Source organism: Flavobacterium crocinum (genome assembly GCF_003122385.1).
Lineage (GTDB): Bacteria > Bacteroidota > Bacteroidia > Flavobacteriales > Flavobacteriaceae > Flavobacterium > Flavobacterium crocinum.
Window position 1 is genome coordinate 1,754,902 of the sequence record NZ_CP029255.1, and the last position, 23,115, is coordinate 1,778,016.

General features: G+C 33.9%; 12 protein-coding genes. 11 read left to right on the forward strand and 1 reads right to left on the reverse strand.

What is annotated here, in order from left to right; all coding sequences use genetic code 11:
• The first annotated feature begins 93 nt into the window (after positions 1-93).
• A complete protein-coding gene (locus HYN56_RS08075; protein WP_109191704.1) occupies positions 94-1,380 on the forward strand; it encodes a UDP-N-acetylmuramoyl-tripeptide--D-alanyl-D-alanine ligase in 1,287 nt (428 codons plus the stop codon).
• Positions 1,381-1,419: 39 nt separating this feature from the next.
• Here the strand turns inward: HYN56_RS08075 and HYN56_RS08080 are convergent, their stop codons facing one another.
• The gene (locus HYN56_RS08080) at positions 1,420-4,299 is read right to left on the reverse strand and encodes a helix-turn-helix and ligand-binding sensor domain-containing protein (protein WP_109191705.1); all 2,880 of its coding nucleotides are present in this window, start codon (positions 4,297-4,299) and stop codon (positions 1,420-1,422) included.
• A 344-nt stretch (positions 4,300-4,643) separates the two neighbouring features.
• On the opposite strand from HYN56_RS08080, the gene HYN56_RS08085 reads away from it, so the two are divergent.
• From HYN56_RS08085 to HYN56_RS08130, 10 genes are all read left to right on the forward strand, one after another.
• Entirely contained in the window at positions 4,644-7,874 is a 3,231-nt protein-coding gene (locus tag HYN56_RS08085) for a SusC/RagA family TonB-linked outer membrane protein (RefSeq protein WP_109191706.1), read from the forward strand.
• A gap of 16 nt (positions 7,875-7,890) precedes the next feature.
• A complete protein-coding gene (locus HYN56_RS08090; protein WP_109191707.1) occupies positions 7,891-9,597 on the forward strand; it encodes a RagB/SusD family nutrient uptake outer membrane protein in 1,707 nt (568 codons plus the stop codon).
• Positions 9,598-9,625: 28 nt separating this feature from the next.
• A complete protein-coding gene (locus tag HYN56_RS08095; protein ID WP_109191708.1) occupies positions 9,626-10,417 on the forward strand; it encodes a hypothetical protein in 792 nt (263 codons plus the stop codon).
• A gap of 1,188 nt (positions 10,418-11,605) precedes the next feature.
• Complete coding sequence (locus HYN56_RS08100) at positions 11,606-14,713, forward strand: SusC/RagA family TonB-linked outer membrane protein (RefSeq protein ID WP_109191709.1); 3,108 nt, start codon at positions 11,606-11,608, stop codon at positions 14,711-14,713.
• A gap of 14 nt (positions 14,714-14,727) precedes the next feature.
• Positions 14,728-16,239: a RagB/SusD family nutrient uptake outer membrane protein gene (locus tag HYN56_RS08105; RefSeq protein ID WP_109191710.1), complete on the forward strand. Its 1,512-nt coding sequence runs from the start codon at positions 14,728-14,730 to the stop codon at positions 16,237-16,239.
• Positions 16,240-16,268: 29 nt separating this feature from the next.
• Entirely contained in the window at positions 16,269-17,144 is an 876-nt protein-coding gene (locus HYN56_RS08110) for a hypothetical protein (RefSeq protein ID WP_146194577.1), read from the forward strand.
• A 148-nt stretch (positions 17,145-17,292) separates the two neighbouring features.
• On the forward strand, positions 17,293-18,747 hold the full coding sequence (locus HYN56_RS08115) for a glycoside hydrolase family 30 protein (protein ID WP_109191712.1): 1,455 nt from the start codon (positions 17,293-17,295) through the stop codon (positions 18,745-18,747).
• Positions 18,748-18,825: 78 nt separating this feature from the next.
• Complete coding sequence (locus HYN56_RS08120; RefSeq protein WP_109191713.1) at positions 18,826-20,295, forward strand: glycoside hydrolase family 30 protein; 1,470 nt, start codon at positions 18,826-18,828, stop codon at positions 20,293-20,295.
• Positions 20,296-20,325: 30 nt separating this feature from the next.
• Entirely contained in the window at positions 20,326-21,798 is a 1,473-nt protein-coding gene (locus HYN56_RS08125; RefSeq protein ID WP_109191714.1) for a glycoside hydrolase family 30 protein, read from the forward strand.
• Positions 21,799-21,913: 115 nt separating this feature from the next.
• Positions 21,914-22,987, forward strand: coding sequence for a glycoside hydrolase family 16 protein (locus HYN56_RS08130; RefSeq protein WP_109191715.1), 1,074 nt, complete (start codon positions 21,914-21,916; stop codon positions 22,985-22,987).
• Positions 22,988-23,115: the final 128 nt, after the last annotated feature.

The window sequence follows — 23,115 nt, forward strand, 5'->3', positions numbered from 1 at the left end:
AATTCCAAATTCCAAATGCTGAATATTCAGTCTGGAATTTGGAATTTTTTTATTGTTTTTTTCTACTTTTATAGTCTATTTAAAATTTTATAAATGAATATTCAGGACATTCATAACTTATTTTTACAATGTAGTTCTCTTTCTATTGATACTAGAAAGATTGAAAAGAATTCGATGTTTTTTGCGATTAAAGGAGAGAATTTTGATGCCAATACATTTGCTAAAGAAGCCTTAGATTTAGGTGCTTTATTTGTCGTTATTGATAACAAATCATACTATATAGATGAAAGGACTATTTTGGTTGAAAATAGTTTGCAAACACTTCAGGAACTGGCGAAATTTCATCGGTCTTATTTAGGTCTTCCAATTGTTGCTTTGACTGGAAGTAATGGGAAAACAACAACTAAAGAGTTAATTAATGTTGTCTTGTCTAAAAAGTTCAAAACAAAAGCTACTATTGGTAATTTAAACAATCATATTGGTGTTCCCTTAACTTTGCTTTCGTTTACAAAAGAAACTGAGATTGGAATTGTGGAAATGGGAGCGAATCATCAAAAAGAAATAGAATTTTTGTGTGAGATTGCTCAACCTGATTTTGGATACATAACCAATTTCGGTAAAGCACATTTAGAAGGTTTTGGTGGTGTTGAAGGGGTAATTTCCGGAAAAAGCGAAATGTACAAGTATTTGGCAGCAAATCAAAAAACAGTTTTTGTAAATCTTGAAGATCCAATTCAGATTGAAAAATCAAAAGGAATTAAATCATTTACTTTTGGTGTAAAAAAACAAAGTGCAGATTTGAATATTCAGGAAATTACGGCAAATCCGTTTGTGGCGATCAGTTATGATAATTTCAGTATTGAATCGCATTTAATTGGGCTTTATAATGCAAATAATATTAATGCGGCTGTTTCGATAGGTAGTTATTTTAAAGTAAATGAAAGCGATATAAAGAGTGCTATTGAAAATTATATTCCTGCGAATAACAGATCTCAAATGATGCAAAAAGGTTCAAATGAGATCATTCTGGATGCTTATAATGCTAATCCGAGTAGTATGGCTGTTGCAATTTCAAACTTTCTTCAATTGCATAAAAACAATAAGATTATGATTCTAGGAGATATGTTCGAATTAGGAGACGAGAGTCTTTATGAGCATAAGGTTATTGTAGATTCTTTAGCAGATCAGGAACAAGCATTGTGTTTTTTAATTGGCAAATCATTTTATGTAAATCAGGTTGAAAAGGAAAACATAAAGTTTTTTGAGACTTTTGAGACATTTGCAGACTTTCTAAAAAATTTCAAGTTTGATTCTAATACTATATTAATAAAAGGTTCGAGGGGAATGGCTCTTGAGCGAGCTTTAGAATATATTTCATAAAAAAAACGAAAGCCATTCAAATTTGAATGGCTTTCGTTTTTAAATAGTCATTAAGAATCCAATTAAGTTTTCTTTTTTATTTAGACCTAATTTTTTTCTTAAACGGTAACGGGCTAATTCTACACCGCCAGTTGAGATGTTCATGATCTCGGCTATTTCTTTTGTGGACATATTCATTAATAAATAAGTCGATAAGTCTAATTCTCTTGGAGAAATTGTCGGATATTGTCCTTTTAAACGCTTTAAGAATTCAAAATGAACGTTTTTGATATGCTTTTCTAAGTCTTTCCAGCTCTTGTCGGTATTAACTTCTTTTACAATACTTTTATGCAATTTGCTGAATTCGGATTTGGTAGTTTCGTCTAATATGTTAGTATCTATGTCTTTAAGTTTATGAATAATTCCATTTAGGACTTTATTCTTCTTTACAACTTGTAAAGAGTTGTTTACTAGTTCTTTATCTTTGGCTAGGATTTTAATTTGAAGCTTGTCATTCTTTAGCTTTTCGATTTCTTTCTCTAAATCATGCTGCTCATGTCTGATTTTTGACTCTTTTTCAAGGTATAATCTACGTTGTTCAATTGTTTCGTAATATCTGTTTTTTCTAATCTTCAGTTTAACTCTGACAGAAATGAGATACGCTCCCAATAAAATTAAAATCAGATAAAACAAATAAGCAAGGAAATGTCTGTACCAGGGTGGAGAAACGGTAAATTCTACTTCACTTATGTTGGATTCTATGCCATAGCTGTTTCTGGCTTTTAATTTCATTACATAATTACCTTCCCTTAAATTGGTGTATTCTTTAATAGCTGTCGAAGACCAGCTACGCCAGTTCTCTTCAAATGGTTCTAATTTATAGGAGTATTCCACATTTTCCTGATTTTCATAGGTCGGCGAAGCAAAGGTAAATTTGACGCGGTTATACTTGTAGGGAAGGCTGTAAGGTTCTGTTGTGTTGACAAGATTTCCGGTTAAGATAGTATCTCCGGGAAATGAAAAACTTTCTATGAAAGCTTTTGGTTTTGTCATAAATGTATTGGGTATGTTAGAATTATAATGTGTTAACCGATCGGTCAATCCAATAAAAATGTTTTGAGGATCAATCGCATTTACAGAAATGTAATTATTTACCAGATTTCCGGTAAGGTTAGAGAATATGGCTTGTTTTTTATTATAACTGCCATTTTTATTTTTGACTAAAACGCCGAGAGATTCATCAAATGCGTACCATAAATTCCCTGAAGGATCTTCAATTAAGGTGTTAATCGTTGGAATTCCTTTGAATAAATTGGTGATTTTCTTGTCTTCGAAAAAAGTCTCCTGTTCAACTGAATATCTGTAAAAATGGTTTTTAACCTGAAAATAAACCTTATTATTAATGTTTTGAAGGCTGTTAATTCCTTTATAGTTTTCAGATATGTTAACGTGTTTTTTTATAAAATCAAATCGTTGTAAATCGTCAGATAATTTTACCTGGTATAAGAACGGATTTTTCTTAAGCCATAAATAATTTTCGTCTATTTCTACAGAGAAATTATTAGTGGTTTCATCAAAACCTTTTACCTGATGCAGGTAATCATATCCTGAGCCGGATTTTTTGAAGACAGAAAATCCATTGTAACTTTCTCCTATTATATAATCCGGGTGATCAGGAATTTTTTTGAATCCAAAATATCCTTTTGTATCCAGAATTTTTGAAACTCTGTTCTTTTCAATAACCAATGCACCACTGTTACTGGCACAGATAAGCACATCATTTAAAACCTGGATATTCCAAACCTGAGAAATTGTTCCCTCTACCCGCGTAAACGGACTGTCTTTAAAAGATGTCCCCCAGGGATGATAAAATAATCCCTGATTTGTGGCTACATAAAGATTGCCCTGAAACGTTGTAGAGGCATAAACCGTCCCAATGTTGTAGCTGTAATCAAAATAAGAAAACGGAGAGTTTTCGTTTATAAATGTAATCCCGTTGTCAAGACCAAGCCAGATATTGTTTTTGTTATCAATAAATGAAGCTAAAATAGTATTGTTTTGAAGGCCTTTCTGTCTGTTTAAATGCTGGATTATTTTTCCGTTTAAATCACAAATAATAGCGCCGTCTAATACGGAATTAAGCACAATGAATTTATTTTTAATTATAGATCCGCCAAGAGAGGTGTTTTTCTTTATAAAATCATTTGCTTCAGTTGTCCAGGGTTTGATGGTACCATTTTCAGAAACAAAGAGACCTTTTTCTAAGGTTGCATAAAGAAGTCTGTTGTTCGGTAAAGGAAAGATAGACCAAATCTCTTTGTCATTAAAAACGGTTGTACCGGATACAGGTATTAGTCTTCTGTTTTTATATTCTAAAACACCTAAAGTCTTATCCTGAAAATAAAGACGATTATTTACTAGAAATGAAAACTGGAATTTATGTGGAGCGTTTAAGGTTGTGATTTTCTCCCCTTTTAAGAAAAAAACTTTTGTAAAAGATTGAAAAATAACCTCTCCTTTAAAGATATGGATTCTCCAGATTAAGTTTATGTTTTCTTTATCTATCGGACTTAGCAGATTGTATAAAGAATGATATCTTAAAATTCCTTTGTCATCAATTTTGAAATATCCAAATTCGTTATTTCCTCCCACAAATATTCTTCCTAAAGCATCAATTTTTAAGCTTCTTATTTCTGATTTATTAGGAAGTGAGTATTTATGCCAGTTTGAGCCATCAAACTGGATTAGTCCGCTGTTGTTTGCAAAATAGATATTGTCATTTTTATCCTGGTCAATACTCCAGTTTTGAGTTCCACCTTTATATTCTGATCTTTTGTAGTTTTTGATGTCTGGAATTCCAATATTTTTTACTTGAGAAAAACTTATTGATTGTATGAAAAATAGTACTATTAGCGTCAAGGGTCTAACTGTGAATTTCATAAAATTTTAAATGTATTTTTATTAGAAATGCTTAATAATGCGATTAAAATATTGATTTTTCAATCTGAATAAATCTAATTTTTTAAATTATTTTTAATTTATATCGTTATAGTTGATATTAAACTAATGTAATATACAATTTTTTTAATTAACATTTTTATAACAATTTTTTTTAAAATCTAAAGTACAGTAAATTAATTAATTAAAAAAAAAATGTTGTGTTTTTGTAGTGTGTTGATATTTAGTTTGAAGTGTTTTTGTAAAGAATTTTAATTCTACATTATTAAAATTTAACATTATAATTGCATGAAATTACTAATTAATTAACCAAAATTTTTAGAAAAATGAAATTGACAAAATTACTTATTTTTTGTGTTTCGTCTTTACTGTTTTCAGTTATCGCATTTGCTCAGGATGTGACGGTAACGGGAACAATTAGTGATGAAAGCGGATTGCCCGTCCCAGGGGCAACGATTTTAGTAAAGGGGACTAATAAAGCAACTGCTTCTGACTTTGATGGGAAGTTTCAGATTAGTGTTCCATCTAATGGAACTTTGGTAGTTAGTTTCGTTGGTTTTGAAACTGCTAATGAAGCAGTAAACGGAAAGACAAAGCTTAATGTTGTACTTAAAGCAGTATCGCAAAGTTTAAATGAAGTGGTTGTTATTGGATACGGTACCCAAAAGAAAGCTTTGATTACTGGTGCTTCGACCAATTTAAAAGGAGAAACAATTCAGGATTTAAATACGGGTTCTGCCATGGAAGCACTTCAGGGTATAGCACCTGGTATTAGTATTACCAGAAATAGTGGTGCTCCTGGCGCTGGAACTAAGGTAACTATTCGTGGAATTGGCACAGTTGGAAATTCAAATCCTTTGTATATCGTAGACGGCGTACCGGTTGGAGATATAGATTATCTAAATCCTTCAGATATTGAGTCTATAGATGTTTTAAAAGATGCTGCTTCGGCAGCAATTTATGGTTCAAGAGCTGCTAATGGAGTTGTTTTGGTAACGACTGTAAAAGGACGTAAAGGAAGGCCGGCTAGAATTAGCTATGACTCTTACTTTGGTATTCAAAACATTTATAAAAATTTAGATCCTTTGAATGCGCAGGAATATATGTATATTATGGATGAAGGAAGAGTTAATGATGGACTTGCGCCAACTGATTGGAAAGCTACGCTGACCAATAATAGCTGGCTGGAAGCAAATTATCCTGGTGCAGGAACGCAATTAGGAAATGAAATTTGGGATAAGTTGCAAAATGGGTGGACTGGGACTAACTGGGTTAATGAAATGTCTAAAAAAGACGCACCAATTGTTAGCCACTCTATAAACATGACAGGTGGAAGTGAAGATATTATTTATTCATTAGGATTTTCTTATTTTGATCAAGACGGGATATTAGGAGGAAATCTTGTAGATGCAGGATTTAAGAGATTAACAGCGAGAATGAATACTCAAATGGTATTAAAAAAGAATGAAAGCCATAGTATTATAACAATTGGAGAAAATTTAACTTATACAAATATTCAAAAAAGAGATGTGTCTTCGGGCGATATTTATGGTAATGATTTGCATAATGCCCTTGCACAGAATCCATTGCAGCCTGCATATTGGCAGACGGCTATTGATAGAAACATAAGCCCATACGGATTTACTCCTACTCTTGAAGGTATATCTACCAATCAGACTAATCCATTAGCTGTAATGTATTATAGAAGTAATTATAATTATCCAAGAGATCATAAAATTATAGGAAATGTCTTTTTAGAGGTTGAACCAATTGCAGATCTTCGTTTTAAATCTGTTTACAATGTTGATTCCTGGTTTGGATACAGTAGATCAATGAATCCGACTTATCATTTAGGTGTACTTTATAATGATTCAGTAGACGGTGCTACACAATCTCAATATTTTGGAGCAAACACAACTTGGACAAATACTGTTTCCTATCAAAAACAGTTTGGAAACCATAATCTTAATGCTGTGATTGGTACTGAGTTACTGCAAAATGTAGTTAACACCGATGTTTCAGGTACTAGAAACGGATTAACATTTCCTGGAGATCCAAAATATGCTTATTTGAATAATACACAATCTCCAACTTCTGTAGCGGCGATTAACACTTCGGGTAAAGATACGGCTGCTGGTGGTGGTGGTTTAATGTCATATTTTGCAAGAGCTCAATATGACTACAAAGAAAAATATCTTCTATCTGCTGTAATTCGTCGTGACGGATCTTCTAATTTTGGCGACGGTCACAGGTATGGTAATTTCCCTTCTGTATCTGCGGGTTGGGTTATATCCAAAGAAGATTTTATGTCTGGTATATCAAAGACTCTTAATTTCTTAAAATTAAGAGGAAGCTGGGGGCAAAATGGAAATCGATATACGGATTACGATTTTTATTATACGTCAAGTATTGCTTATGCATTTCCTGGATACTTTTTTGGAGATACTAAGCCGGTTTCTGGTCAAACAGCATATCCATCAAAAGTTCCAAATCCTAATGTTAGTTGGGAAACATCTGAGCAGCTTGATTTTGGATTAGATGCTTCTTTATTTGATTCAAAGTTAGGAATCACTTTTGACTGGTATAATAAAACAACTAAAGACTGGTTGGTTATAGCTCAGCTTCCAGGTACTGCCGGAGCAGGATTTCCTTACATTAACGGAGGGGATATTGAAAACAAAGGTTTCGAATTTTCTGTAAGCTGGAAAGATAAGGTTGGCGGATTCAAATATGGTATTACTGTAAGTGGTGCTGCAAACAAAAATAAAGTTACAAAAGTTGCAAATGCTGATGGTATAATTCATGGTGTTAGTAATGTATTATCGCAAGGAACTTCGGAAATTTCAAGAGCACAAGTTGGTTTCCCGATAGGATATTTTTACGGGTATAAAACGGCAGGGATTTTACAAAATCAACAAGAAGTGAATGCTTATGTTGGGCCATCTGGACAGCCGTATTTTAATGATCAGCGCCCTGGAGATGTTCGTTTTGTAGACTTAAATAACGACGGTGTTATCGACGAAAAAGATAAGACAATGTTAGGAGATCCGAATCCTGACTTTCAATTAGGTATCCAATTAAACTTTGAATTTAAAAATGTTTATTTAAATACTACAATGGCAGGTAAATACGGTATGCAGGTTATGCAATCTTACAGATCTTTTGCTGATATGCCTAAACAAAATTATACTTCAGATGTTTTTAACCGTTGGCATGGTGAAGGTACTTCTAATACAATGCCTCGTTTAAGTTCGGTTTCAAACAGAAACTCAAATTATATTTCTGATATATATATGCATAATGCAGATTATTTAAGAATTAATAATTTAACGGTAGGTTATAATTTTAACGAAATATTGAAAGATTTTAAATTTATCTCTAACCTTAAATTCTATGTTGCGGTAAATAACTTATACACATTTACTAAATATGATGGTATGGACCCGGAGGTGCGTTGGGCAGGAAACAATACAACTACTCCTTGGGCTTCAGGAATCGATCTTGGTTTGTATCCACAATCCAGAACAGTAATGTTTGGATTAAGTGCTGATTTTTAATATTAATACATTCAAAATGAAAAAACTAAAATATATTATAGCGATTTCAGTAATTTTTACAACCTCAAGTTGTGATGATTATTTGGATCAAGACAATATTACCGAAAAGAGTTTAGCGAGTTTTTATAAATCTCCTACGGATATAGATGAGGCGATGGCAGGTGTTTATAACGCTATCTATGCAAATGCTATAACAAGTGAAGAGCAAGTTGCGGCTAATTTGATGGACAATATGATGTTAGGAGGCGGAGGCCCCGATGACAAAGCGGCTAAGTGGGTAGATAATTTTGAAGATCCAACTGAAGATACTTATCGTGATATGTGGGTACAGTCATATAATGGAATTTCGAGAGCAAATGCTATTATAGAAAAAGTACCATTAGCTGATTTTTCTACCTATTTTAATACACCTGCAGAGGCGATAGATTTTAAAAATCAAGCATTGGGAGAAGCTTTGTTTATGAGAGCTTTCTTTTACTTTAGACTGGCTAAATTTTTTGGAGGAGTACCGCTAATAATTACCTATGATGGCGATAGACGTGCTCCAAGAGCTACTTATACAGAAACCTTTGCTCAAATTGCTTCGGATTTAAAATTAGCAATTGAAACTATGCCGGCTACCCCTTTTACAAGTATTCCTACAGCAAGATATGGGCATGCTAATAAATGGGTTGCTGAGGCTTATTTAGGGCGTGTGTTTTTGTTCTATACGGGCTATATGTCTAATATAGAAAATCAGGCAACGACAGATTTACCGCTTGTTGGAGGAGGTACTATAACAGGTACACAAGTAGCGACTTATTTAAGTGATTGTATAAACAATAGTGGTCATAAATTAGCTTCAGATTTTAGAAATCTTTGGCCTTACTCTTATTTAAATAAAGCTTCAGGAAGTAATATATTGCCGTGGGCAACAACTGAAGGTTTGGCATGGGTTGGTCAGGACGGAGCTAGTCCAACGTTTGGGACAGGAAACTTAGAGACTATGTTTGTACAAAGGTTTTCATTCGGAGACTGGGGTTGGACAAATGGTAATATTTATACTAATAGAATGACTTTGTTTAATTCGATGCGTGGAAATTCATTGGTTCCTTTTGGCGAAGGCTGGGGATGGTGTACTGTAAATCCTAAATTATACAGTGGATGGTCAGATCTTGATCCAAGAAAAAGAGGCTCTATTTTGGAAGTCGGAAGAGTTGACCAAGGAACGGGAGGTTATGCTAAAGATAAAGGTGATCATGAAACTGGTTTGTTTAATAAAAAATATGCGTCACTTCAATATGACAATGGTAAAGGTGCTAATGTAGGGATGTTTGTACAATTGTATGGCTGGACTAATGCAGATATGCAGTTAATGCATGCACAGGATTTTATTTTCATGCGTTTTGCTGATGTGTTATTAATGCATTCAGAAATTACTAAAACTGCTGACGGTATGAATGCTGTGAGATTACGAGCAAAATTAGGCCCTGTAGGATATTCTTTAGATGCAATAAAAGAAGAGCGTTTACATGAATTTGCTTTTGAAGCTTTACATTGGTTTGATCTGGTGCGTTGGGGAGATGTTAATACGGCGTTTAATGATGTTATTCAGGTTAGAAATTCTGGTGTTGACGCTAATTACAGTGCAAAATACAGACCGGAAACAAAAGGATTAGTTCCGATTCCGGAGACGGAAATGAGGCTTTTAAACGGAATTTATACTCAAAATCCAGGATGGTAATATTTAATAACTATTAATAATTAGAAAGATGAAAATTCACAATATAAAATATTTATTAATTGCTGCGTTTATGCTGGTCTTTTCCGCATGCGATCCAATCGTGGATGAGCAGCATTTATCGAATAGTACTGATGTTGCGGGGGTTAACTTAAAAGTAACCCATAGCACGCCTGGAGGTAATAAAATTACTTTGACTATGGATACACCTGGTGTTACTGGTTACTGGGATTATAATTTAGGAAAAGCCCTGACAAATGAAGCAACAATTGTTTATCCAATTCCAGGGAAATCTACATTTACTTTTGTAGGGACTTTAGGAGGTGAGTTTTTTGCGAAAACTATTGATGCTCAAATTGATAAGCTGGACACTCCTTTAGATCAGGATTGGTATGATTTAGTAAGTACTAATACAGCTACTGGAAAAACATGGGTTTTTGACGGGGCAGCGGGTACAGGTGCAGCTTATTGGTTTATGTCCCCTCCGGACAATCCGGACTCAGCAATGAGTGCATGGTGGAATGCTGGAGATTGTTGTCCGCCTCTTGATGTAGCAGGAAACATGCATTTTGATTTGAACGGTGCAGCAAATTATAATCATTACCAAACCGCTTCTGCAGCTGCAGAAAAAGGAAGTTTTGTCTTAGATGTAGCAAACAAAAAGCTATTTATTCAAAACTCAAAAATTTTAGGCTATGAAGCAGGAAACACTGCTAATGAGTATAATATTATTACGCTTACAGCAGATAAATTAGTGTTATATGTGCCAAGAAGTTTAAAAGATGCTGGTACAGGTTGGACATTTGTTTACAAACCTCAATAATATTTTGTGTTAGTTATAGTTATTTTCGAAAAAGGAAGATTCAAACATTCCTTTTTCGAATTTTCACCATTTTTATCTTGCTCGACAATACAGAGCAAAATAATAGAAAGTTTAAACTACTATGGTTAGTTTAAGTTAAGTTTATTGCCTGGATAGCCCATAATTTCGATTATGGGCTATTTTTTTTTGTTTCTAACAGAAGAACTCTAAGATGCGTTATTTCTCAGCTTAATTGTCTTCTGTATGTATCATTAATTCGCTTTTTGGGTTGTTTTAATCTTTTATTTTTTATTGAAGCCTTAATTCAGGGCTTTTATATAGTTTTTAGTCTTAATATCAGCATTTTTCTTGCTTTTCTTGCTTTTTTTTGATGTCGTTTTGGTAATCATCAAAAAAATATTTAGTTAAGAAGTACTTATGTAATATTAATTTGCCTTAAAATCCAAAATTAATCAACATCAGTCTGCTTTTACAAATACAAGACTTCTTTTGTTAAGGTGTTCTGTTGCTTATTTATTTAAATACTAAATCCTTTCACTTTAAGAGAGCGACAGGCTGAAATCTTCAAATCATTAAAAATAAAAAGACATCGAGTTTAAACTTTCTTTCTCATGTTTTTTTGGAATAAATTCAGAGACTTTAGTGACTACAGCTTCAAAAATTGTATTTAAAATTCAATTTTTACCTTTCTTCACAATGAAAATGACTTAAAAAACGGTGAGCAAAACTGCTTTTTTGTAGGTAAAACCTATGTAAAAATCTAAAAATAAGAATTTTCTTCTGTTGAAATTTTTATCAATAACGTAAAAAAACTAACCTAAAAATATCATATTCTCTGTTTGGGCTGTTTTGAAGATTTTATAGAGATTTTAGTTTTAAATGTTTGTAAAATAAGTGTTTGTGTAGCTATTTGTACTACTATCACGTTGTAGTTTTATAAATTTTGGGTATAATTTTATCAAAAAAAATTATGTAGTGTTTATTTTTAAAATTAACTTTTCTTTAGTACTACTTTTTATTTTTTTAAAATGTTATATATCAATTAATTATATTTTTTTTGATGTGTTTTTATAATATTAAAATTTTCAATTTGATGTGTTTTTGTATGGATTTTTAAATACGAAAAACAAAAATTTAGTTTTAGTATTGCATCGAATTACTAATTAATTAACCAAAATTTTTAGAAAAATGAAATTAACAAAATTACTTGTTTTTTGTATTTCATCTTTGTTATTCTCGGTTATTGCTGTGGCTCAGGATGTCACAGTAAATGGAATGATAAGCGATGAAAGTGGAATGCCTGTTCCAGGTGCGACAGTTTTATTAAAAGGAACTACTAAATCAACAGCTTCCGATTTTGATGGGAAGTTTCAGATGCAGGTACCTTCAAACGGAACTTTAACAATCACATTTATTGGTTATACTACAGTAAATGAAGCTGTAAATGGTAGAACAAAAATCTCAATTCAATTAAAACCGGAATCACAATCTTTAAATGAGGTTGTTGTGGTTGGATATGGTACTCAAAAGAAATCTGTTGTTACTGGAGCAATTTCCAGTGTAAAAGCACAAGATCTTGAAAAAGTACCAAACGGGCGTGTTGAACAAGCTTTACAAGGTAGGGTTGCCGGTGTTACTATTGCAGCTACTTCTGGACAGCCTGGTGCAGCTTCTAAGGTTCGTATAAGAGGTATAACTACTTTTAGAGAAGGTGGAAATGATCCGTTATGGGTTGTTGACGGAATTGCTATTGATGCTGGTGCAGTTGGTTTTATCAACCAATCTGATATTGAATCTATTGAGGTTCTTAAAGATGCAGCTTCGGCAGCAATTTACGGTACTCGTGCAGCAACTGGAGTTATTTTAGTGACTACTAAAAAAGGAAAATCAGGAAAAATTTCTGTGAATTATAGTGGTTTTGCAGGAGTTGCCGCTCCGGCAAAAAAATTAAACCTGTTGAATGCAAGTCAATATGCAACAATTATGAATGAAAAGTCTGTTGCAGATGGTGGCGCTATAAAATATGCAAATCCAGCGTCTTATGGTAAAGGTACAGACTGGCAGGATGCAGTTTTTAACAATTCCGCTTTTAGATATACACACGAACTAAGTTTTAGTGGTGGTGGAGAAAAATCTACTTTTTATGCTTCTTTTGGAGTTCAGGATCAGGAAGGTATCGTTGCAACGGATATTTCAAATTATACAAAGAAAAACTTCCGTTTAAATTCAACACACAAAATTTCGGACTATTTTACTTTTGGACAAACGTTTGGATATACTCATCAAAAAACAAAGGATATTGGAAATATTAATAGTGAATTTGGCGGGGTATTAAGTTCTGCAATTAACTTAGATCCTATTACTCCGATAGTTGCAGATCCTTCAGTAATCGGCTCAGGTTTTTATAACAGTCCAAATATTGTTTTGGATTCTCACGGGAATCCTTACGGTATTTCTCCTGTAGTACAACAAGAGATGACAAATCCACTAGCTTATACACAAACTAGATTGGGAGGTTATAACTGGTCTGATGATTTTGTTGGGAATGCTTACTTAGAAGCTAATATTACTAGTCACTTAAAAGTAAGATCAACACTTGGAGGTAAATTAGCGTATTGGGGCAAAGAGATGTTTACACCTGTTTTCTACCTGAATCCAAACATGAAAGCGGATAGAAACAATTATAGCCAGGACAACGAAAAAGCATTTGCATGGAATATAGAAAACACGCTTAACTATACTAATAAATTTGGAGATCACTCTATTAATGCTTTAGTAGGACAAGGTGCTTATGTAGAAAACATCGGAAAAACAATTGGTACTACATTCTATGGCTTGCCAATTACAAGTTATAAAGATGCTTCATGGAATTTTAACCTTCCACAAGATGATATGGTGAGTAGAGCAAGTGATAAAATTGAGCATAAGTTATCATCTTTATTTTTCCGTCTAAACTACGATTACAAAGAGAAATATCTATTTACAGGAATTGTTCGTCGTGACGGTTCAACAAGATTTGGAGAAAACAAGAAATTTGGAGTTTTCCCTTCATTCTCTTTAGGATGGGTAATTTCGAAAGAAGGATTCTGGACAGAAAACAATATCGTTAATACGTTAAAACTTCGTGGAGGTTATGGAGTTGTTGGTAATGATAATATTTGGGATTTTAAATATAGAGGTTTAGTTGTTGGAGGATACAATTACGCTGTTGGAAATGATGGGTCAATTACTACAGGTTACGGAAACTCTACTTTACCAAATGCAGATTTAGGATGGGAAGAAACATCACAAACTACTGTTGGTCTTGATGCTAAACTTTTTAATGATTTCACTCTTACTTTAGACTATTATAAAAAGAGAACAACAGGAATCTTAAGAGACGTTGTTATTCCTGGTTACGTTGGAGTTGTTGATGCACCAGCGGCAAATATTGCTGATATGAACAACAGTGGTTTTGAGGTTGAAGCAGGATACAAGAAAAGACTTGGTGATTTTAATTTAGGAGTGAATGCCAATTTTGCCTATTTGAAAAATGAAGTTACTTACGTAGGATCTAATACAAACTTTATCGCGGGTGATGCTAGTTTCCAATCTATGGGGCAAGTAACAAGAACTCAGGTTGGACATTCATTCAATGAATTTTACGGTTTTAAAACTGCTGGAATATTTCAAAATGAAGCAGAAGTTGAAGCTTACAAAAATGCTTCAGGCGGTTTAATTCAACCAAATGCAAGACCAGGTGATTTCCGTTGGGTAGACAATAATGGAGATGGAGCTATTACAGATGATGATAAACAATACTTAGGAACTAACATCCCTAAATATACTTTCGGATTTACTGTAAACTTAGATTACAAAAATTTCGATTTCATGGCGTTTACTCAAGGTGCTGCAGGAAGCAAAATTTTCCAGGGATTAAGAAGACTTGATATGTTAACAGCAAACTATCAAACTGAAGCTTTAGGACGTTGGGTTGGAGAAGGAACTTCAAACGATTATCCTAGATTGACTAACAACGATCCAAATAAAAACTTCAGTAACATGTCTGATTTCTACCTTGAAAACGGAAACTACTTACGTTTGAAAGTTGTGACTCTTGGATATACAATGCCAACTGGTTTATCCTCTAAAATTGGAGCAGACAGAATTCGTTTTTATGTAACTGGAGAAAATTTAATCACTTTCACAAAATATACTGGTTATGATCCAGAAATTGGAGGTCAGGTTTTCGGTGTAGATAAAGGTGTTTATCCACAAGCAAGATCTATTCTGTTAGGAGCTAACGTTCAATTTTAAAAATTAAAAGAATTATGAAAACTATAAAATTTAAATATATATACTTTGCCGTAGCATTGGCAGCCTTAGCAGGAGCTTGTTCTGAAGATTTTGTGAGCATTGATCCAAAAGGACAATTCGATTCAAGTACCTACTTTTCTAACGAACAACAATGTTATGCAGCCTTAATTGGAGTTTATGATCCATTAAGAAAAAATACTGGTGGTTTCGAAAACCTGGTTGCTATGCTAAATGCGGGTTCAGATGATTTTTATGCCGGGGGTGGTAGCGCAACAGATGGAAACGGAATCCAGAACTTTTCTAAACACTCTCTTTCATCAATTAGTATTCCAAGTAGTTACTGGGATGATCATTATCAGGGTGTTTCAAGAGCAAACATGTTAATCTCAAAGCTTCCGGCAGCAACAATGGGCGAGGATGTAAGAGCGAGATTTACTGCAGAAGCAAAAGCACTAAGAGCATTTTACTATTTCAATCTAGTTAGAATGTTTAAAAATATTCCATTGGTTTTAGTTCCTTTAAACACTCAGACTATCTATGATCCGGAACAAGTTACACCAGAGGTAATTTATGCACAAATCGAAAAAGATTTATTAGAAGCTATTCCAAATTTACCTAATACTGTTGATGCAAAGACAGAGTCTGGAAGATTTAACAAAGGAACAGCTCAGGCAATTCTTGGAAAAGTTTATTTGTTTGAAAACAAAAAGACTGAAGCTGCAGCTGTTTTGGCTGAAGTAAATGGTACACCGGGAGCAACAAATCAATACGGAAATAAATTACTTACTAAGTTTAGTGATTTATGGGTAACATCAAATAAGTTTAATGCAGAATCTATATTAGAAGTATCTCATAGTAGTGCGGGTAATTCTGATTGGGGTTTCTGGGGACAAGGTAAAGACGAAGGAAACTCTTTAAACGTTATGGTTGGACCAAGAGGTTATTCAAGACCTGACGGTTCTGATGCACCAGATCTTCCTGCAGGTTGGGCCTTTAACGTGGCAACTCAGAAATTATATGATGCTATGAAAACAGATCCAAGATTTGAAGCTACTATTTTTGATTTGAAAGCTTTAAAAGCAGCTGGTAAAGCAGATTATATCCCAGCTTATCAGGACACAGGTTACTTCCTGAATAAATATCTTCCTAGACAATCAGATGTAAGAACTGGAGGAGGAGCTGCTGAGTTGAACTACAAGCAAAACTCTTATGTAATCAGACTTGCAGATACGTACTTAATGGAAGCAGAAGCTTTAGGATCTGGAGCAAGAGCGCAGGCTTTACTGGATGCAGTTAGAGCAAGAGTTGGACTGCCATCTGTTCCTGTGACATTAGCTGCTATCAAAAATGAGCGCAGAATGGAATTGGCTGGAGAAGGACACAGATTCTTTGACTTAGTTAGATGGGGAGATGCAGCAGCAGCACTATCAGACAGAGGTTTTGACGCTGGTACAGATGAGATTTTCCCAATTCCTTTCAAGGAGTTAAATGGTACTAAATTGAAACAAAATCCTAATTATCAATAGTAGTCTCTAACTAATAAACCAAAAACAAAATGAACCTAAATATAAATTTAAGAAAGAGTGTATACCTAATGCTAGTTTTAGCATTAGGTACACTAAATAGCTGTGATGACAGTGTTGATACAAATCCGCTTACGGCTACCGATGTTGATGCTTCGTTTACTATAACGCCGGTTGAAGGAGCAATGAATACCTATCTTCTAACCGCTCAGACAAAAGGAGTTATCTTATCAAAATGGGATACTGGAGACGGAGCTTCAGTTGGAAAAATGAATCAGGTAATTTCTTTACCGGATGCTGGTACTTACACTATTACGCATACTGCTATTGGAGCAGGTGTTGCAACCGGAACTGCTTCTAAACAAATTATTGTAGAAAAAACAGACCCAGCTAAAGGAAACTTAGTGCAGGGAGGAACTTTTGCTACAGCTGCAGATCAGGCTAAATGGACAAATGCAAAACTAAGTCCATCAGGTGCAGCTTTTTGGTCTTTCGGTGCTAATGGTGCTACAATTTATTCACCGGGAGGATGGGCTCAGGAAGGTATTTATCAGGCTATCGAAGTTGTAAAAGATAGAGAATATACAGTTGATATGACAGTTTCTTGTCCTAGTGGTTTAAAAGAAACTTTTTTTGAAGTATATGCCGGAACATCAGTGCCAAAACCAGGTGTTGAGTACAAAGATAACTTAGTGATGGGTATAGGTACTTGGGATGGTTGTGGATTATCTAAGTTTTCAGGAAGATTATCTGGAGTTGGATGCAAGAAAAACGCTGTAACTAACACCGTTTCTAATGTTGTTAAATTCGCTCAAAGCGGAACAATCTATCTTTTAATCAGATCCGGAAGCAACGCTACGGGTAATGAACCAATTACTGTTACAAAGGTTGAATTTAGAGGAAAATAAAGAGTTAAGTTAAGTTTAAGTTTAAGTTTGGTTGTAAAATAGCCCGTAATCATTATGAGTATGGGCTATTTTTAAATTCTTTAAAAGGATTAGAATCAGGTTTAGATTTCTCCAGAACTTCAATTAAAACAAAAATAATTGGGAGCAAATGAAAAAAAATAGTCTAAAAATTTTATGCCTTTTGTTTGCTGCTGCGGCTTTTGCGCAACAGCCAAAAACAAAAAAAGAATTTACAACCAATGGTAAAAAAGTAACCGTTTATACTACAGCAGAGAACTCAAAGTTAAGATTGACATCAACAGATAATTTGACTTTTTCTGCAGCAAAACAACCTCTGGAAACTGAAACATCTGTATTTGTAGAACCAGCTAAAAAGTTTCAGACTTTTATGGGAATTGGTGGCGCTATTACTGATGCAAGTGCCGAAATATTTGCCAAACTTTCAAAAGAAAAACAAGCAGAATTCTTAAATGCTTATTACGATCAGCAAAAAGGGATTGGTTATTCTTTGCTAAGAACAACAATTCAAAGTTCTGATTTTAGCAGTGGAAGCTATTCTTATATCGAAGAAGGCGACAAGGATCTAAAAACTTTTTCTATTGATCATGACAGACAATATAGAATTCCTTTAATAAAACAGGCAATTCAAAAAGCGGGAGGAAAACTAACTACTTATGTAGCACCGTGGTCACCAAATGCTTTCATGAAAAGCAATAAAAATGTATTGAAAGGAGGAACATTACTTCCTGAATATTATCAAACCTGGGCAAACTTTTATGTGAAGTTTATCAAAGCATACGAAAAAGAAGGAATTCCAATTTGGGGAACTTCTACTCAAAATGAACCAATGGCAGTGCAGACTTGGGAATCTTGTATTTACACAGCCGAAGCAGAAAGAGATTTTATTAAAAATTATCTTGGACCGACTTTGAAAAAAGAAAATCTGGGAGATAAAAAAATCATCGTTTGGGATCATAACCGTGATTTAATGAATTACCGTGCTAATGTAATTTACTCTGATCCTGAAGCATCAAAATATGTTTGGGGAATGGGATTTCACTGGTACGAAACATGGTCTGGTGGAGCGCCGATGTTTGATAATGTTGCCAAAGTAAATGAAGCTTATCCAAACAAAAAACTAATGTTTACAGAAGGATGTATCGAAAAATTTGATGCATCAAAATATCAATTCTGGGGCAATGCAGAACGTTACGGAATCAATATGATTAATGATTTTAACAACGGAACTGTGGCCTGGACAGACTGGAATATTTTACTAGACCAAAAAGGAGGACCTAATCATGTTGGAAACTTTTGTTTTGCACCAATTCATGCAGATACAACAACAGGCGAGTTAATTTACACTCCATCTTATTATTACATTGGACATTTCTCAAAATTCATTCGTTTGAATGCAGTAAGAGTAAGTACAGCAACAAGCCGAAGCGCATTATTAAGTACATCATTTTTAAATACTGACGGAACAATGGCAACTATCGTCATGAATCAGTCAGCAAATGAACTTACCTATAATTTGATTATTGGAGCTGAAAAAGCGGTCGTTAAAATTCCGCCAAGAGCCATACAAACACTTGTTTATTAATATTTTGTAGTAAAGTAGAGAAGAGGACTAAATTGAATCATCCAAATTAGTCTTCTCTTACTTTTAATTTTAAACAATATGAAAGTAACAAAAGTATTTTTATCAGCCTTTATCATAATACAATCAAGCTGTTTTGTCTCAAAGATAACAGCTCAAAACACCAGTGCTTCATCACAAAAAAACAATAAAATAAAGGTTTTTACTACTGCCGAAAATTCCACTTTGAAATTATCATTATCCAATGATTTAATTTTGAAAAACAACACTACACAACAAAAAAATCCAACAGTATCTATTATTGTAAATACTGAAAAAACAGATCAGACCTTTATTGGAATTGGAGGTGCAATTACAGATGCAAGTGCAGAAGTTTTTGCCAAATTATCTCCTAAAAAGCAGCAGGAATTTCTAAATGCTTATTACGATAAAAACAAAGGAATTGGTTACACTCTAGCAAGAACAAATATTCACAGCTGTGATTTCAGCAGTGACAGTTATACTTATATTTCAGAAGGTGATAAAGAGTTAAAGACTTTTAATATTGATCACGATCGAAAATATAGAATCCCATTGATTAAAAAAGCAATTGAAACAGCCGGCGGAAAACTAACCTTATTTGTCAGTCCATGGAGTCCCCCAGCTTTTATGAAAGATAATAATGATATTTTACACGGCGGCGTTTTGTTGCCTGAGTTTGCCTCTTCATGGGCTCTATATTATGCTAAATTTATTAAGGCTTATGAGAAAGAAGGAATTCCGGTTTGGGGATTAACGATTCAGAATGAGCCAATGGCAAAACAAAGATGGGAATCTTGTATCTACACTCCTGAAGCGGAGAGAGATTTTCTTAAAAATCATTTAGGGCCAACTTTAGAAAAAGAAGGATTAGGTTCTAAAAAAATTATTATCTGGGATCATAACAGAGGAGACATGTTAGAGAAACGTGCTAATCTGGTTTTCTCAGATCCGGAAGTTTCAAAATATGCATGGGGAATTGGATTTCACTGGTATGAAACCTGGAACGGCGGGCCTCCACAATTTGAATCTGTAGCAAAAGTACACGAATCTTTTCCAAACAAAAATCTAATATTTACAGAAGGCTGTATTGAAAAATTTGATGCATCAAAGTATCAATTTTGGGGAAATGCAGAACGTTATGGACTCAATATGCTTAATGATTTCAATAATGGAACTGTGGCCTGGACAGACTGGAATATTCTTTTAGATCAAAATAGAGGTCCTAATCATGTTGGTAATTTCTGTTTTGCACCCATTCATGCCGATACTACAAAAGATGAATTAATCTATACTCCGATGTATTATTATATTGGACATTTCTCCAAATTTATCAGGCCAAATGCTAAAAGAGTTTTAGAAACAGTAAGTGATAAATCGTTATTAAGTACTTCTTTTAAAAATTCTGACGGACAATTGATTACTATCGTGATGAACCAATCTGATAAAGAGATTGTTTATTCTTTGGAAAATCAAAAATCAAAAAAAATCATTACTATTCCCGCACATGCGATACAAACTATAGTGTACTAAACATGCGTAATTAACCTTAAAACCAAAGCAATGAAATTGAATATTAAAAATACTATAAAAGCATTTTTCTTTATGACAGCCGTACTGGCTCAGGTAAAATGTTCTTCTTCCAACGATGTTGTTGAGAATCCGCCAGTAGTAAACCCACCTGTGGTAAATCCGCCGGTGACGACAAACGATGTCGATTTTTGGCTGACAAAAGGTGACCAAAGTGTTTTACTGGCAAAACAATCCGGAATATTGGGATTCGGAACAACAGTAAATGCATACAGTACTATAGAGGTTAAAGATTCTCAGAAATATCAAACTGTTGATGGTTTTGGTTACACATTAACCGGAGGAAGTGTAGATGTAATCAATCAATTAAATCCAACAAGAAGAACTGCCCTTTTGCAGGAATTATTTGGCTCAGCCGAAAATGCCATCGGAGTAAGTTATATCAGAATAAGTATCGGGGCTTCAGATTTAAACGCTGAACCTTTTACTTACAATGATCTTGCGACAGGAGAAACAGATTTGAATCTGGCTAAATTTAGTTTACAAAAAGACAAAAATCTAATTGCTATGCTAAAAGAAATTCTGGCAATTAATCCTAAAATCTTAATCTTAGCAACACCTTGGTCGGCTCCTATTTGGATGAAAGATGTAAACAGTTTTAAAGGAGGAAAACTGAAAACAGAATATTACGATGTTTATGCCAAATATTTTGTAAAATACATTCAGCAGATGAAAGCAGAGGGAATCACTATTGATGCGGTAACACCTCAAAACGAACCACTTCATGACGGAAATAATCCAAGTATGTATATGTCTGCAGTTGATCAGGGAAATTTTATTAAAAATAACTTGGGACCTGCATTCAAAGCAGCAAGCTTAAATGTGAAAATTATTGCTTACGATCATAACTGTGATAATCCAAATTATCCAAAAACCATTTTGGCCGATGCTGATGCTTTTCCTTATGTTGACGGATCTGCATTCCATTTGTATGCAGGAGATATCAGTGCTTTACTGAATGTTTACAATTCGTATCCAACAAAAAATGTGTATTTCACAGAACAATGGACTTCATCAGAGGGACAGTTTGCCGGGGATTTAAAATGGCATCTTCGAAATGTAATTATCGGTTCAATGAGAAATTACAGTAAAAATGCATTAGAATGGAATGTCGCTAATAATTCAAGTTTTGGCCCTCATACAGATGGTGGTTGTACAATGTGTAAAGGAGCTATAACGATAACTTCCGGTGATGCTTATCAGCGAAATGTAGCGTATTATATTATTGCCCATGCGTCAAAATTTGTTCCAATGGGTTCTGTTAGAATCGAAAGTAATTCAGGAGGAAATTTGCAAAATGTAGCTTTTGTAACTCCTTCAGGAACAAAAGTTTTAATTGTTGAAAATGATGGAACTGCAACAGAAACTTTTAATATCAAGTTTAACGGAAAATGGGTGGCAACTTCTCTTGAAGCTGGATCTGTTGGAACATATACCTGGAAGTAAATTACATTTTCAATTTGAACTATTTTGATTTTGTTTTGAGCAAAACAAAAAAGTAGCCAAAATAATATTTATCTTGATAGTCAATTTATTAACTAAACCACTAAAATAAATAAAGATGAAAATGATTAATCTCGCAAATAGAGCAGGACTGTTTACTTTAATTCTGTTATTCGTATTTCAGTCTTGTAGCAGTAGTAATGATTCGACTGATAATCCGGAAGTAGTAACACCTGATAAAATTACGGTTCAGGTTGATATAATTGGAAAAACGGCTGAATTGCCAAATGGAGATGGCAGCGGAAAAATAAAGTTGAATATTACAGCCGCAAATGCAAAATCGTATAAGGTAAAGATCAATAATGAAACAAAAGAGTTTACAACAAACGATTTTACCTATGAATTTACAGAACCAGGAACTAAAGTATATACCATTGAAGTTACAGCTTTTGATGGTTTAAAATATACAAATGCTTCTACTACAGTAAACATTTTCGTGGCAAGAAAACTAATTTTTTCAGATGAGTTCGATGTTAATGGTGCACCAAATCCTGATAAATGGGATTATAATACCGGAACCGGAGACGGCTGGGGAAATAATGAATTGCAATATTACACCAAACGCCCTGAAAATGTAATTGTTGAAAACGGAATCTTAAAAATTAAAGCAATTAGAGAGGATTATATGGGAAGCCAGTATACCTCTGCAAGAATTTTAACGAGAGGAAAATTTTCATTCAAATATGGAAGAGCCGAAATGCGTGCAAAACTACCAAGCGGTGGCGGAACCTGGCCTGCATTCTGGTTGTTGGGTGATAATCTGGATACTGTTGGCTGGCCTGCCTGCGGAGAAATAGACATTATGGAAGAAGTAGGGAATAACCCAAATGTAATTCATTCGTCTTTACATTCTCCGGGACGTTCAGGAAATACGCCTGATACAGCTACAACAAAAAATCCTACAGCAATGACCGAGTTTCATATTTATGCTGTCGAATGGTCTGCTGAAACACTTAAATTTTATGTAGATGATAATTTATTTTATACCTATAAAAATTCAGCTACAACACCATTTAATGCTAAGTTTTTTGTGATTTTAAATTTCGCTATGGGAGGAAATTTTGGAGGAACAGTTGATCCGAATTTCAAAAATGCAACTTACGAAATTGATTATGTAAGAGTGTATAATTAACATCCCGTTAGAGGGATTAAAAAAATAAACACATAGAAACATAGGTATTTATTTATCTTAAAATAGAAATCAAAAAGAAACGAGTTTCTAACACATAGTTTGCTATGTATATTAATGCAAATGAAATG

Coding starts and splice junctions, on each gene's coding strand:
- HYN56_RS08125 (WP_109191714.1), top strand. CDS start 20,326: ATGAAATTGAATATTAAAAATACTATAAAAGCATTTTTCTTTATGACA.
- HYN56_RS08115 (WP_109191712.1), top strand. CDS start 17,293: ATGAAAAAAAATAGTCTAAAAATTTTATGCCTTTTGTTTGCTGCTGCG.
- HYN56_RS08095 (WP_109191708.1), top strand. CDS start 9,626: ATGAAAATTCACAATATAAAATATTTATTAATTGCTGCGTTTATGCTG.
- HYN56_RS08130 (WP_109191715.1), top strand. CDS start 21,914: ATGAAAATGATTAATCTCGCAAATAGAGCAGGACTGTTTACTTTAATT.
- HYN56_RS08110 (WP_146194577.1), top strand. CDS start 16,269: ATGAACCTAAATATAAATTTAAGAAAGAGTGTATACCTAATGCTAGTT.
- HYN56_RS08105 (WP_109191710.1), top strand. CDS start 14,728: ATGAAAACTATAAAATTTAAATATATATACTTTGCCGTAGCATTGGCA.
- HYN56_RS08075 (WP_109191704.1), top strand. CDS start 94: ATGAATATTCAGGACATTCATAACTTATTTTTACAATGTAGTTCTCTT.
- HYN56_RS08090 (WP_109191707.1), top strand. CDS start 7,891: ATGAAAAAACTAAAATATATTATAGCGATTTCAGTAATTTTTACAACC.
- HYN56_RS08080 (WP_109191705.1), bottom strand. CDS start 4,299: ATGAAATTCACAGTTAGACCCTTGACGCTAATAGTACTATTTTTCATA.
- HYN56_RS08085 (WP_109191706.1), top strand. CDS start 4,644: ATGAAATTGACAAAATTACTTATTTTTTGTGTTTCGTCTTTACTGTTT.
- HYN56_RS08100 (WP_109191709.1), top strand. CDS start 11,606: ATGAAATTAACAAAATTACTTGTTTTTTGTATTTCATCTTTGTTATTC.
- HYN56_RS08120 (WP_109191713.1), top strand. CDS start 18,826: ATGAAAGTAACAAAAGTATTTTTATCAGCCTTTATCATAATACAATCA.